This window comes from Micromonospora cynarisoli (assembly GCF_030518815.1).
GTDB lineage: Bacteria > Actinomycetota > Actinomycetes > Mycobacteriales > Micromonosporaceae > Micromonospora > Micromonospora wenchangensis.
Window position 1 is genome coordinate 5,185,061 of sequence record NZ_CP130426.1, and the last position, 13,138, is coordinate 5,198,198.

The following is a 13,138-nucleotide window of genomic DNA, read 5'->3' on the forward strand; positions in this document are numbered from 1 at the left end:
CTACAGTTCTTCCCGCCCCGAGGTCGCGGCCCGACCGGCCGTCACCCGTCCAACGAGCAGCCGCCGGCCGGGGAGACGCGCCCGCCCGCGCGGGGAGGCGTGCCGGCCCGGGTGGGCAGGCGCACACCGCCCGGCCCCACCCGGCGTGGGCGGTGCCGCCGGTGGTGCGGGAGACTGGCCGTATGGCGGCTCGTGGCTTCCCGTACACCGATCTCAAGGACTTCCTCGCGGCGCTGGAGCGCGCGGGCGAGCTGCGGCGGGTGACCGTCCCGGTGGACCCCACGCTGGAGATCAGCGAGGTGGTCACCCGGACGGTCCGGGCCGGCGGGCCGGCACTGCTGTTCGAGCGGCCCACCAGGGGTGAGATGCCGGTGGCGATCAACCTGTTCGGCACCGAGAAGCGGATGGCGATGGCGCTCGGCGTCGAATCGCTTGACGAGATCGGCGACCGGATCGGCGCGCTGGTCAAGCCGGAGCTGCCGGTCGGCTGGTCCGGCATCCGCGAGGGCCTGGGCAAGGTCATGCAGCTCAAGTCGGTGCCGCCGCGCAAGGTGAAGACCGCCCCCTGCCAGGAGGTGGTCTACTCCGGCGACGACGTGGACCTCGACCGGTTGCCCGGCCTCCAGGTCTGGCCCGGCGACGGTGGGATCTTCCACAACTACGGGCTGACCCACACCAAGCACCCGGAGACGGGCAAGCGCAACCTCGGGCTCTACCGGCTCCAGCAGCACTCCCGCAACACGCTCGGCATGCACTGGCAGATCCACAAGGACTCCACCGCCCACCACGCGGTCGCCGAACGGCTCGGCCAGCGGCTGCCGGTCGCCATCGCCATCGGCTGCGACCCGGTGGTCAGCTACGCCGCCTCCGCGCCGCTCCCCGGCGACATCGACGAATACCTGTTCGCCGGGTTCCTGCGCGGTGAACGGGTCGAGATGGTCGACTGCCTCACCGTCCCGTTGCAGGTCCCGGCGCACGCGCAGATCGTGCTGGAGGGCTACCTGGAACCCGGCGAGCGGCTGCCCGAGGGGCCGTTCGGCGACCACACCGGCTTCTACACCCCGGTCGAACCGTTCCCGGTGCTGCACATCGAGACCATGACCATGCAGCGCAACCCGGTCTACCACTCGATCGTCACTTCCAAGCCGCCACAGGAGGACCACGGCCTCGGCAAGGCCACCGAGCGGATCTTCCAGCCGCTGCTCAAGCTGCTGATCCCGGACATCGTCGACTACGACCTGCCGGCCGCCGGGGTGTTCCACAACTGCGCGATCGTTTCGATCCGCAAGCGCTACCCGAAGCACGCGCAGAAGGTCATGAACGCCATCTGGGGCGCGCACCTGATGTCGCTGACCAAGCTGATCGTGATCGTCGACTCCGACTGCGACGTGCACGACTACAACGAGGTCGCGTTCCGGGCCTTCGGCAACGTCGACTACGCCCGCGACCTGCTGCTCACCGAAGGCCCCGTGGACCACCTCGACCACTCGTCCTACCAGCAGTTCTGGGGCGGCAAGGCCGGCGTCGACGCCACCCGCAAGCTGCCCGCCGAGGGCTACACCCGGGGCTGGCCGGAGGAGATGACCATGTCGCCGGAGGTCACCTCGCTGGTCGACAAGCGCTGGAAGGAGTACGGGCTCTGATGGCCACCGCCGTCGCCCCCGCCGCCCGCCCCGGCCGGGTCACGTCCTTCCTCAAGCTCGTCGCGATCGAGCACTCCGTCTTCGCGCTGCCGTTCGCGTACCTGTCGGCGCTGACCGCGATGCAGGTCAACGGCGGCCGGGTGCGCTGGCTCGACCTGCTGCTGATCACCGTGGCGATGGTCGGCGCGCGGACGTTCGCCATGGCCGCCAACCGCATCCTCGACCGGCGGATCGACGCCCGGAACCCGCGTACCGCCGGGCGGGAACTGGTCACCGGGGCGGTGAGCGTGCGGACGGCCTGGACCGGCGCGGCCGTCGCCCTGGTGGTCTTCCTCGCCGCCGCCGCCCTGCTCAACCCGCTCTGCCTGGTGCTCGCCCCGCTCGCCGTCATCCCGCTGGTCGTCTACCCCTACGGCAAGCGGTTCACCGACTGGCCGCACGCCATCCTGGCGATCGCCCAGGCCGTCGGCCCCGTCGGCGCCTGGCTCGCCGTCACCGGCACCTTCGCCGGCTCGGGGCCGGCCTGGCTGCTCGGCGCGGCCGTCGGCCTGTGGATCGGCGGCTTCGACCTGATCTACGCCTGCCAGGACGACGAGGTCGACCGGCGGATCGGGGTACGCAGCGTCCCCGCCCGCCACGGCAGGCGCTTCGCCCTGCACGCCTCCACCGTGGCGCACGTGGTGACGTTTGCGCTGTTCATCTGGTTCGGTGCGCTGGTCGGCTTCGGCTGGCCCTGGTGGATCGGGCTGGCCCTCACCGCGGTCGCGTTCGGCTACCAGCACGTGGTGGTCACCCCGACCGACCTGAGTCGGGTCAACCGGGCGTTCTTCACCGCCAACGGTTTCGTCGGCATCGCCCTGTTCGTCTTCGCCCTGCTCGACCTGGTGATCCGCCTCGACCTCCGCGCCTGATCCGGGCTGCCCGTGCCGCTCCTGCCTCGCCGCCGCCCACCGAGGCGGGACGGCCCGGGGCGAGGGGAGGGTGTGGGGGTCAGGGGTGGGGGTGGACGGGGTAGCGGGCGCTTTCCAGGGTCCAGTCGATGGTGCCCCGGACGGCGTTCGCGATGCCGTCGAGGTGGGCGGTGACGGAGTCGTCCAGCGCCGGGCCGAACGACGGGACGGCCGCGCACTGCACCTGGAACCGGGTCATCGTGTCCCGCCAGCGGTCGGCGACCAGCTCGGCGGCCCGTTCCACCGGCACGTCCCGCTCGTCGGCGAGCGCCAGCACCAGGTTGTGCCCGCCCGAGGTGGTCCGGTCCCGTTCCATCGAGGCGAGATCGTTGTACCAGGAGAGCAGGTCGTTGCCGAGTTCACCGATCCGGCGCAGCAGCGGATGGTGGTAGACCGCGTCCGGCAGCGCCCGGCCCCCGACGAACTCGATCAGCGGGTACGACACGTACGCCGCCGAGGTGGCCCGGCGCAGCGCCACGTACTCGGCCACGCCGGGCGTCCGGCCGCTCTCCTTCGCCACCGCCTCCCGCCAGTTGCCGTCCAGATGGTCGGCGACGGCGTCGGCGAACCGCAGCCGCCAGCGCGCCGGCATCCGGCGGCGGGGCACCCGCCACGCCTCGACCAGCAGCCGGCGCAGCGGCCCCCCGAATCCCGGGTGCCGCCGTCGGGGCCCGTCGTGCAGCAGGGTCAGCGTCCCACGGCGCAGCGCCCGGATCTGCTCCGAGGGCAGCCGGTCCGGCCCGTCGCAGGCGTCGTCGACCAGGAAGAACCAGGTGAACAGGGCCGACACGGTACGCAGGTCCGGCTCGCTGGCGTCCGGGTAGAGGCGGCCCGCGTACCTGGCGAAGCCGGCCCGGTCGAGCCGGTGCAGCGCCTCGGCGCCCAACGGCAGACCCAGCCGGGGCAGCAGCTCCAGCAGCCACTCCTGCACCCCGTCGGCGTACGGGGAGAGCCGGGGCGGGATCGGGCACGCCGCCCGTAACGACCAGAGGATCTCGTCGACCATCACCGATGTCTCCCCCGTGCCGTGTGGATCATCCGTGCGCAGCATCGCAGGTCCGGCGTCGACGTGCCGTCCGGGCCTGCCGCCGGAGGCCCGGACCACCGGTACGGCGACGGTGGGTCGACCGGCCGGTCCCGCACCGTGCCGACGGGGGCGATTGCGGGGGTGGGCGTCGGCGGTCGGCGTACACCAGGCAGGCTGGGCGTATGCGCGAACCATGGGTGGTGGGGGTTTCCGGGGCGTCCGGCACCCCCTACGCGGCGGCCGTCGTCCGGGGCCTGCTCGACGCCGGGCAGCCGGTGGACCTGATCGTGTCCCGGGCCGCGCGGCTGACCGTCCTGGACGAGACCGGCAGGCCGTTCCGGGACGGCCACTGGGCCGAGGACCTCGGCGGCTGGCTGGGCCGGGACCTCACCGGCGACGACGTGCGGCACTGGCCGGCCGGCGACATCGCCGCCGGCCCGAGCAGCGGCTCCTACCGGGTACGCGGCATGGCGGTCGTGCCGGCCAGCACGGCGGCCTGCGCCGGCATCGCCATCGGCCTGTCGAAGGACCTGCTGCAACGCGCCGCCGAGGTCAACCTCAAGGAACGACGCCCGGTGGTGCTGGTGCCCCGGGAGACCCCGGTGACCCGCAGCCACCTGGAACACCTGATCGCGCTGCACGACGCCGGCGCGGTGGTGCTGCCGGCCAGCCCCGGCTTCTACGGCGCGGGGGCGTCGGCCACCGCCCAGCAGTTGGTCGACTTCGTCGCCGGCAAGGTGCTGGACGCCCTGGGCGTGCCGCACACTCTGTTCCGCCGCTGGTCGGGCGAGCTGGCCGCCGACCGCTGACCCGCCCCGACGACAGCCGACCGGCGGTCGGGTCGATGGTCAGCCCACCCGGGTCGCTGCCGACCGGCCCTGGCGCAGGACCCGGGCGGCGGACAGGTCGCGCCGCCGAAGGCCGTCCAATGGGCGACGGGCCGGCCTCGTCGGCCGGCCCGCGCGTCCGTCTCGCACCATTCAGTACATCCCGGCATTGGCCGGACCCGGCCCGGTCGAGGCGGCTGGGCCCACGTTGCGTGGCTTGCCCATGTCGTCCGCCTCGTCCAACATGCCCTCCCCTTCCAGCAGGGCCCGCACCTCGGATTCCCGAAACCGGCGATGCCCGCCTGGAGTCCGGATGCTGCCTATCCGGCCGGCCGCCGCCCACCGCGTCACGGTCTTCGGGTCCACCCGAAACAGTGCGGCGACCTCACCCGGTGTCAGCAGGCGATCTCCAGTGTCCACAGCCCCCTCCTCGCGTCGACGAAGCCCTCGGCTGAACACACTGCCCCCGGCCGGTGCGAGCCCAGAGCCGTCATGAGGGACGTATGGCAATTACAGCACCAGCGAACTGGCCTGTCCGCCAAACGCGAAAAACGCACGGAGTGGGAAGTTAGTAAATGGTACCGGCGCGGGACTCCCTTGACCGTCGGTCTGCGAACTGTCACCTGCTGTCAGATCCAACGGATGCCGGTCGCCGGACGTTACGCCCCAACGGATAGGCTCACCCTCCGTGGACGCGATCGACCGGAGCCTCGTCGAACTACTGCGGGGTAACGCCCGCCTGTCGTACGCCGAGCTGGCCCGGCAGGTCGGCCTCTCCGCGCCGGCCGTGCACGAACGGGTCGGCAAGCTGGAGTCCAGCGGCGTCATCCGGGCCTACCGGGCCGAGGTCGAGCCGGAGGCGATCGGCCTCGGCGTGACCGCGCTCATCGGCATCGTCGAGGACTCCGGCGGGGACACCGACGACGTGCTGGAGACGTTCCGGCAGATGCCCGAGATCGAATCCTGCTACTTCATGGCCGGAGTCGAATCCTTCCTGCTCAAGGCGCGGGTGGGCACCATCGCCGAGCTGGAACAGCTGATCGTGCGGCTGAGCCGTACCCCCGGGGTGGCCTCCACCCGTACCGGCATCGCCCTGTCGACCAAGTGGGAGAACCGGCCCCAGCCGATCGAGCCGTCGGCCTCCTGACCGGCCGACCGGGGAGGGCTGGTGCGGGCGGCGTCGGCAACGACGCCGGGTCGGCCCGAACCCGAGCCGACCTCGCTTGTACCGTTGCCGACGTGACTCATCTCGACCGGTGCGACGAGGCCAGCCGGGTGTGGGTGACCGAGGCGATCGCCGCCGTGGAGGCCGACGCCAACCGGTCCGCCGACACCCACCTGCTGCCGTTCCCGCTGCCCCGGCAGTGGGGGATCGACCTCTACCTCAAGGACGAGTCGGTGCACCCCACCGGCTCGCTCAAGCACCGGCTGGCCCGCTCGCTGTTCCTCTACGGGCTCTGCAACGGCTGGATCGGGCCGGCGACCACGGTGATCGAGGCGTCCTCCGGCTCGACCGCGGTCTCCGAGGCGTACTTCGCCCGGATGCTCGGGCTGCCGTTCGTCGCCGTGATGCCCGCCTCCACCTCACCCGAGAAGATCGCCCAGATCGAGTTCCACGGCGGGCGCTGCCACCTGGTCGACGACCCGGCCAAGGTCGTGGTCGAGGCGCGCTGGCTCGCCGAGGACAGCGGCGGACACTTCATGGACCAGTTCACCTACGCCGAACGGGCCACCGACTGGCGGGGCAACAACAACATCGCCGAGTCGATCTACGCCCAGCTCTCCCTGGAACGGCACCCCGTACCGGCCTGGATCGTGGTCGGCGCCGGCACCGGCGGCACCAGCGCCACCATCGGCCGGTACGCCCGCTACCAGCGGCTGCCCACCAAACTCTGCGTGGTCGACCCGGAGAACTCGGCGTTCTACCCGGCGTGGCAGGCCGCCGACTGGTCGGTACGCACCGGCCGGGGCTCCCGGATCGAGGGGATCGGCCGACCCACCGTCGAGGCGTCCTTCCTCCCCTCGGTGGTCGACCGGATGACCCAGGTGCCCGACGCCGCGTCGCTGGCCGCCATGCGGGCCGGCTCGGCGGTGCTCGGCCGGCGGGTCGGCGGCTCCACCGGCACCAACCTGTGGGGCGCGTTCGGGCTGATCGCGGAACTGCTCGCCCAGGGGCGGCCCGGCTCGGTGGTGACGCTGATCTGCGACGCCGGGGACCGGTACGCCGACACCTACTACGACGACGACTGGGTGGCCGCGCAGGGCCTCGACCTCGCCCCGCACCTGGCCACCATCGACCGGTTCCTCAGCACCGGGAGCTGGCCGGGCTGACACCCGGCGCGCCGTGCCCGTCCCGCTCCACCGTCAGCCCAGGTCGGCCCGGTCGGCCAGCCCGGGGTAGTGCCGGACCAGCCCCTCACCGTCCACCTCCAGCTCGGTGCGGAAGGTGTCGCTGGTGAAACCCACCCGACCCGGACCGAGCGCGGTGTAGACCTGCTCGCCGGCCACCACCTCCAGGCTGGGCACCAGCACCCACGCCACGGTGATCCGGTGCTCGGTGCTGGACGCGGCCCCCGCCAGCCCCAGCCGACGGATCGGCAGGCTGTTGAACAGGGCCGAGCCGCCCAGGTCGACGTCGAGCGCCGCGTGCAGCCGGTCGGTCTCCTCGATGCCGGGCAGCCCGGCCGGTGGCTGTCCGGCCACTCGCAGCGCCGCGTCCAGGTCACCCTGCTCACCCGTCCGGACCTGCCACCCGTCCGCGCCACGTTCCAGCCGTACGCTCCGCGACCAGCCGGCCCCCTCCACCTCCACAGCGAGCGAGGCGGTGGCCCCGTCCGCGCCGGTCACCAGCCGGTAGCGGCAGGTGTAGGGGATCGGATCGACGGCCAGTTGGGTGCCGTGCGCGGCGAATCCGGCCCTGTCGTCGAGGACGGCGTGCTCGGCCCCGGCGGTGTCGGTCCGGCTCCAGAAAAGTGACCTCGGCATGGTCCGGACGTTACGCCAGCAGGGCGTCGACGGCAGCGCATGCGTGAACGCCGCCCCGGAGCGGTGCTCCGGGGCGGCGTCGGAAAAGCCGATCAGTGGGTACGTGCCGGCGGCCGGCCGCCGAAGCCCCGCCGGTCGTCACGCGGCCGGTCGTCACGGACCCGCCCCTCGGTGCGGAACCCGCCCCGGCGGTCGGTGCCACGCGGGTCGCCGCCGCCGAACCGGCGCTCACCGGACCGCTGCTCGCCCCGGGCGTCCCGGTCGCCGAAGCGCGGCTCGCCGCGGTCGCCGAAGCGCCGGTCGCCGTAGCTCCGGTCGGCCCGGGGGCGGTCGCCGTAGCCGCGCTCGCCGCTCGGCCGGTCGCGGTGACCCCCGCCGGTCCGGTCGCCGAAGCCCTGCCCGCCGCCGGTCCGCTCGCCGTGGCCGCCGGTGGTCCGGTCGCCGTAGCCGGCGGTGGGGCGGTCGCGGTAGCCCCGGTCGCCGCCCCCGGTCCGGTCGGCGTAGCCCCGGTCGCCGGTGGGACGGTCGTCCCGGGCGGCGCGGTCGCCGAACGGGCGGTCGCCGTAGCGGCGGTCCCCGGTCGGCCGGTCGCCGCCCTGGTCGCCGTAGCTCCGCTCCCGGGCCGGTCGCTCCGCGCCGTAGCCGCTGCGCGGTCGTTCCCCGCCGTAGCCGCTGCGGCCGTCCCGGCCGCCGCCGTGACCCCGGTCGCCGTAGCCCCGGGCGTCCCGGTCGCCGAAGCGGCGCGGGCGGTCGCCGTGCCGACGCGGCTCGGGCTCCTCGCGCACCGGCACACCGCTGGGCTCGCGGGCACCGGTCAGCTCGGCGAGCACCGCGTCGCCGGCGCGTACCCGGGTCTCGGCCGGCTCCACGCCCGCCTTCTCCAGCATCGCCAGCGTGGTCCGCCGCTGCTTGGGCAGCACCAACGTGGCCACCGCGCCCGACTCGCCGGCCCGCGCGGTACGGCCCGCCCGGTGCAGGTAGTCCTTCGGGTCCTTCGGCGGGTCGATGTGCAGCACCAGGGACACCCCGTCGACGTGGATGCCCCGGGCCGCCACGTCGGTGGCGACCAGCACGTCCATCCGTCCCTCACGGAACTCGGCGAGGGTCTTGGTACGCATCCGCTGGGTCTTGCCGCCGTGCAGCCCACCGGCCCGTACGCCCACCGCGCCGAGCTGTTCCACCAGCCGGTCGACACCGAGCTGGGTACGGGCGAAGAGCATCGTCCGGCCGGACCGGGCCGCGATCGACGCCGCCACGGCGAACTTGTCGTGCGGCGGGATCAGCAGCAGGTGGTGGTCCATCGTGGACACCGAGGCGGTCGACGGTGCGGTCGAGTGCGTCACCGGGTCGGTCATGAACCGCTTGACAAGTGCGTCGACGTCACCGTCCAGGGTGGCCGAGAACAGCAGCCGCTGGGCACCCGCCGGGGTCTTGGCGAGCAACTCGGTGACCTCGGGGAGGAACCCCATGTCGGCCATCTGGTCGGCCTCGTCGAGGACTGTCACCTCGACGTCGTCCAGGACGCAGACGCCCCGGCTGATCAGGTCGCCGAGCCGGCCCGGGGTGGCCACGACGATCTCGACGCCCCGCCGCAGCGCGTCGATCTGCCTGTCGTACGGCACGCCGCCGACGGCGGTCTTGAGGAAGATCCCGACGGCCTTGCCCAGCGGCAGCAGCGCGTCGTTGACCTGCATCGCCAGCTCGCGGGTGGGGACGAGGACCAGGGCGCGCGGGTGCAGCGGCCGGGCCCGGTTGAGCTCGGCCAGCCGGGCGACGATCGGCAGGCCGAAGGCGAGGGTCTTGCCGGAGCCGGTCTGGCCCCGGCCGAGGACGTCCCGGCCGGCGAGGGCGTCGGGCAGGGTGGCCCGCTGGATCTCGAACGGGGTGGTGATGCCCTGCCGGGCGAGAGCGTCGACGAGCTGCCGGGGCAGGCCCAGGTCGGCGAAGCCGACGGGGGCGGCCGGGGCGACGTCGTCGGTCGGGAGGTCGTGGGCGGACGGACTGGTGCCGGGGTCAACGGAGGTGGTCAAGAAATGCCTTTCGAGCGGGGCGCATCTTCGCGATGGCCCGCCGCAGCATGGGTACGCCGCCGAATCGCCCGCAAGATCGCCCAGGGGCACGCCACGCGTGCCGGGTCAGTGATCCCGACAAGTGTACGGCGATCCGGTGACGTCGCCAGTGGGCCCCGAGCCGGTAGTGGGCGGACTCACCCGTTCCGGGCATCCCCCACCCGCCCGGCGGTCACCCCCCACGGGCATCGCCGTGAGGCCGGCCTCACTGGGACAGCATGCCGCCGACCAGCCCGTCCATCACGTCGTTGGCGAGCAGGACGACCAGCACGCTGATCGCCACCAGCAACCCCAGCGAGGCGGCGAGCACGATCACCACCCGGGTGGTCCTGGACCGTGGTGCCGGCGTGTCGGACCAGCCCTGGGCCAGGATGTGCCCGGTCAGCGAGCCGGAGTTCTCCACCGGGTTCGCGGCCGGGAAGGCGACCGTGGCGTGCCCCGGGCCGTCGGTGCCGCCGTAGCCGACGCTGGCCAGGTCCGGGCCGCCCCGGTAGGGCGTACCGGAGGCGGGGCGGTTGGCGTCTGCGGCCGTGCGGCGCGGCGCGGACCCGGACGCCGGCCAGGCGGGCAGCGCCGGGGACGGCAACGCCGCGGTCGCGCCGTCACCCGCCGGGTCGGGCACGACCGGGGCCCGGAACGTCGGCACGGCCGTACCGGCTGCTCGCGCACTGCCGGCTGCCGCGCTGCCTGCGCCTGCGCCGACGGCATCCGTGCCGCCGGTACCCGCCGGGGCGGGAGGCGCGGAGGTCGACGGGGTGAGGGCGGAGGGTGCCGGGGGTGCGGAGGTGGGTGGGGTGAAGGCGGAGGGCGTCGGTGCCGGAGGCGCGGAGGCGGATGGCCTGAAGACGGGGGAGGTGGGGGCCGGGGGTGCGGAAGCCGGAGGTGCCGTGGTCGGGAGGCTGCCGACCGGGGGTGCCGAGGTGGGCGGGGCGACGGTGCCGCCGGTCGCGGGCGCGGTGACGGAGGCGCTGGCCCGGAAGGTCGTCGGGGTGCCCGACATGGCCGGCGGCGGGGGGAACGGGGGTGCCGGCATCGGTCCGGGCGGCGGTGGGGGCGGGGGCACCGCCGGACCCGGGGGCGGCAGCGGCGGCCCCGGCACGGGGGGAACCGGGCCGGGGGGAACCGGGCCGGGACCCGGCGGTGGACCGGGCAGCGGCGGGACCGGTGCGGGGAACGGGCCGGGGGCCGGCGGCTCGGGAGTGCCAGGCGTCGGGCCCGGGGCCGGCTCGGGCGTGGGGGCCGGCGACGGTTCGGGAGCGGGCTCCGGCGTCGGCGGGGTGGGAGGCTGGGCCGGCTCCGGGGGCTGCGCGGGCTCGGGTGGCTCCGGGTTGACAGGCATCGACCGGTACACCCCGGGAGCCGCGTCCCCGGGCCGGGTGCCCGCGTCGGCCGCCGCGCCCACCGCCTCGGCGGCGGAGACCCGGCTGAGCCCGGGGACGGAGACGCTGGCCCGTGCCGGGCCGGCGTCCGAGCCGTCGCGCTGCCCGGGAACGGTCGCCGGGGCAGCCGGGCTGCCGCCGGCGGGGTCGTCCGGGTCGGAAGCCCGGGAGGTCGGGACGGTGACCGGGCCGCCCGGGGTCGGGCCGCCGGCGGCGGAGCCGTCCGGCTCGGGTGTTCGGGAGGCCGGGTCGGCAGCGGCCGGGGCGCCGGCCCGGTAGGTGGTCGCGGCCACCGGCCCCGCCGGCAGGTCGCCACCCTCGGGCGGGGCGGTCACGGTACGTACGCTGGCCGTGGCGCGGGCCGTGCCGTCGACGGGCGGGCCGGGCCGGACGGGGGTGCTGGTGACCCGGGCGGGGCGGGGCGGGACGTCGCCGGGTTCCGGGGTGGCCCGCCCGGCGTCGTCGGCGCGAGCAGCGGGTCCGGCCGGGTCGGGCACCGGTCCCTGGTCGACGTGCCCCACCGGAACCTCTTGCTCGCCCATGATCGCCCTCCGCGCACCCTCGCACCCGCGTCCCGCGAACGGTGACCGGATGTGCCTCGTGTCACCGTGCCACATCTCGTCCCGTCGGCACAGCCGGAGTGCCGACGGGACGGTGCCGGCCGGTCAGTTCCCGGTGCTCGCCGAGGCACCCGCCGACGCCGGGGCGGACGCCGACCGGCTGCTCTCCACGGCGCCGCTGTCCTGCGGGCTCGGGGTGCCGGAACCGGTGAGGCTCGGCGTCGGGTCGGCGGTCCTGGTCGGCGTGGGGGTCGGCGTCGCGGAGGTGGCCGACGGCCGCGGGGTGGACGGCGGCTTCGTCGGCGCGGTGGTCGACCCTCCGGTCGGCCGGGGCGTGGGCGTGGTGGGCTTCGGCGACGCCGTGGTGGGCTTCGGGGTGGGGGTGGTGGGCTTCGGCGAGGCCGTGGTGGGCTTCGGGGTCGGCGGAGGCTGGGTGACCGGGGCACCGGGGCTGGTCACCGCACCGACGACGCGGGTGGAGGCGTAGAGGCCGGACCACCGCACCTGGGAGATCTTGACCACGTCCCCGCTGCGCGGCGCCTGCACCATCCGCCCGTTGCCGATGTACATCGCGACGTGGTGGATGGTCGTCCAGCTGCTGCCCGAGGCGAAGAAGAGCAGGTCGCCGGGGAGCAGGGCGCTCTGCGAGACCGTCCGGCCGCGGGTGGCGTAGTACTGGTCGCGGGCGACCCGGGGCAGGTCGTAGTACCCGGCCGACCGGTAGGCCGCCCACATCAGACCGGAGCAGTCGAAACGGTCCGGGCCCTCGGCCGCCCAGAGGTACGGGTCGCCGAGCTGCGCCAGCGCGTACCGCACGGCGGCGAGCGCCTGCGGGCTGGCGTTCAGCCCGCTGCTGCTCTGCCCCTCGACGTACGCCGACCCGAGCTTCTGCTCGGCGGCCTCCTGCTGCTTCTCCAGGGCGATGAGCTGGGCCTGGTTGTCGGCCCGCAGCTTGGCGATCTTGGCGTCGTTGTCGCGCAGCGCCTTCTGCACCGCGGCGAACTGTTCCTCGGCCCGCCGGACCCGGTCGGTGGCGGCGGTGACCGCCTGGGCGGCGACCTGCTCGGCCGTACGGGCCCGGGAGAGTTCACCGGCCGCCGCCGTGGTCTCGCCGTCGGCCTGCTCGCCCCGGGAGACCCGTTGCAGGACGCTCAGCCCGTGCAGGTCGCGGGCGAACTCGCCGGGCGGCAGGGCGGCGGCGGCCTTGAAGGCGTTCGCGGCGACGGCGTTGGCCCGCTGCTCGGCCACGGTCAGCGCGCCCCGGGCCCGGGTCAGCTCGCCCTGCACGCCGGTGAGCTGGACGCGGGCGTCGTCGCGCTGCTTTTCGAGCTGGAGGAGCTGGTCGGCGAGCTGGCCGTTCTGCGCGGTCAGGGTGTCGATCTGGGACAGCAGCGGGTTGGTCGGCAGGCCGCCGACGGGCAGCGCGGTCGGGCTGCCCGGCTGGCCGGCGGTCGGGTAGCCGGGGGCCGCCGCGCCGGGCAGCCGCAGCCCGCCGGCCGCCACCGGCCGGGAACCGGTGTCCGGGACGGTGTTGGGCAGTGCCGGGTCGGCGTAGACCGGGGTGGCCAGGGCCATCGCGGCGACCGCGCCGAGCAGGGCCGACCAGAGCGCCGGACGCAGCACCGGGGAGATCACCGGAACGCGTCGTCGCTGCCGTCGCCTGTGCCCGCTGTCGACCATTCCGCTCCCTGATGCCGC

At 74.7% G+C, this 13,138-nt stretch carries 11 protein-coding genes; 5 read left to right on the forward strand and 6 right to left on the reverse strand.

Translation table 11 applies throughout. The features are described 5' to 3' along the window. The first annotated feature begins 182 nt into the window (after nucleotides 1-182). Together Q2K16_RS22575 and mqnP are read left to right on the forward strand one after the other, a co-directional pair. Complete coding sequence (locus tag Q2K16_RS22575; RefSeq protein WP_302739955.1) at nucleotides 183-1,643, forward strand: menaquinone biosynthesis decarboxylase; 1,461 nt, start codon at nucleotides 183-185, stop codon at nucleotides 1,641-1,643. Next, nucleotides 1,643-2,554, forward strand: a complete 912-nt coding sequence (gene mqnP / locus Q2K16_RS22580) for a menaquinone biosynthesis prenyltransferase MqnP (RefSeq protein WP_302739956.1) — start codon at nucleotides 1,643-1,645, stop codon at nucleotides 2,552-2,554. The genes Q2K16_RS22575 and mqnP overlap by 1 nt, the downstream gene beginning before the upstream one ends. Nucleotides 2,555-2,633: 79 nt before the next feature. Here mqnP and Q2K16_RS22585 read toward each other — a convergent pair whose 3' ends face one another. Continuing rightward, nucleotides 2,634-3,599: a terpene synthase family protein gene (locus tag Q2K16_RS22585; RefSeq protein WP_302746580.1), complete on the reverse strand. Its 966-nt coding sequence runs from the start codon at nucleotides 3,597-3,599 to the stop codon at nucleotides 2,634-2,636. Nucleotides 3,600-3,802: 203 nt separating this feature from the next. Here Q2K16_RS22585 and Q2K16_RS22590 point away from each other — a divergent pair, with 203 nt between their 5' ends. After that, nucleotides 3,803-4,429, forward strand: a complete 627-nt coding sequence (locus tag Q2K16_RS22590; RefSeq protein WP_302739957.1) for a UbiX family flavin prenyltransferase — start codon at nucleotides 3,803-3,805, stop codon at nucleotides 4,427-4,429. 171 nt (nucleotides 4,430-4,600) lie between these two features. Here the strand turns inward: Q2K16_RS22590 and Q2K16_RS22595 are convergent, their stop codons facing one another. Next, on the reverse strand, nucleotides 4,601-4,867 hold the full coding sequence (locus Q2K16_RS22595; RefSeq protein ID WP_084261470.1) for a BldC family transcriptional regulator: 267 nt from the start codon (nucleotides 4,865-4,867) through the stop codon (nucleotides 4,601-4,603). 268 nt (nucleotides 4,868-5,135) lie between these two features. On the opposite strand from Q2K16_RS22595, the gene Q2K16_RS22600 reads away from it, so the two are divergent. Then, nucleotides 5,136-5,594, forward strand: a complete 459-nt coding sequence (locus Q2K16_RS22600) for an Lrp/AsnC family transcriptional regulator (RefSeq protein WP_302739959.1) — start codon at nucleotides 5,136-5,138, stop codon at nucleotides 5,592-5,594. 92 nt (nucleotides 5,595-5,686) lie between these two features. Next, nucleotides 5,687-6,778: an L-cysteine desulfhydrase Cds1 gene (cds1, locus tag Q2K16_RS22605; RefSeq protein WP_302739960.1), complete on the forward strand. Its 1,092-nt coding sequence runs from the start codon at nucleotides 5,687-5,689 to the stop codon at nucleotides 6,776-6,778. A 33-nt stretch (nucleotides 6,779-6,811) separates the two neighbouring features. Here cds1 and Q2K16_RS22610 read toward each other — a convergent pair whose 3' ends face one another. From Q2K16_RS22610 to Q2K16_RS22625, 4 genes are all read right to left on the reverse strand, one after another. Further along, nucleotides 6,812-7,432, reverse strand: coding sequence for a putative glycolipid-binding domain-containing protein (locus Q2K16_RS22610; RefSeq protein ID WP_302739961.1), 621 nt, complete (start codon nucleotides 7,430-7,432; stop codon nucleotides 6,812-6,814). 92 nt (nucleotides 7,433-7,524) lie between these two features. After that, nucleotides 7,525-9,462: a DEAD/DEAH box helicase gene (locus Q2K16_RS22615; RefSeq protein ID WP_489671804.1), complete on the reverse strand. Its 1,938-nt coding sequence runs from the start codon at nucleotides 9,460-9,462 to the stop codon at nucleotides 7,525-7,527. 244 nt (nucleotides 9,463-9,706) lie between these two features. Further along, nucleotides 9,707-11,422: a hypothetical protein gene (locus Q2K16_RS22620; RefSeq protein WP_302739962.1), complete on the reverse strand. Its 1,716-nt coding sequence runs from the start codon at nucleotides 11,420-11,422 to the stop codon at nucleotides 9,707-9,709. Between the two features lie 123 nt (nucleotides 11,423-11,545). Further along, nucleotides 11,546-13,120 carry a C40 family peptidase gene (locus Q2K16_RS22625; RefSeq protein WP_302739964.1) on the reverse strand — a complete coding sequence of 525 codons (1,575 nt, stop codon included), beginning with the start codon at nucleotides 13,118-13,120 and terminating at the stop codon, nucleotides 11,546-11,548. Nucleotides 13,121-13,138: the final 18 nt, after the last annotated feature.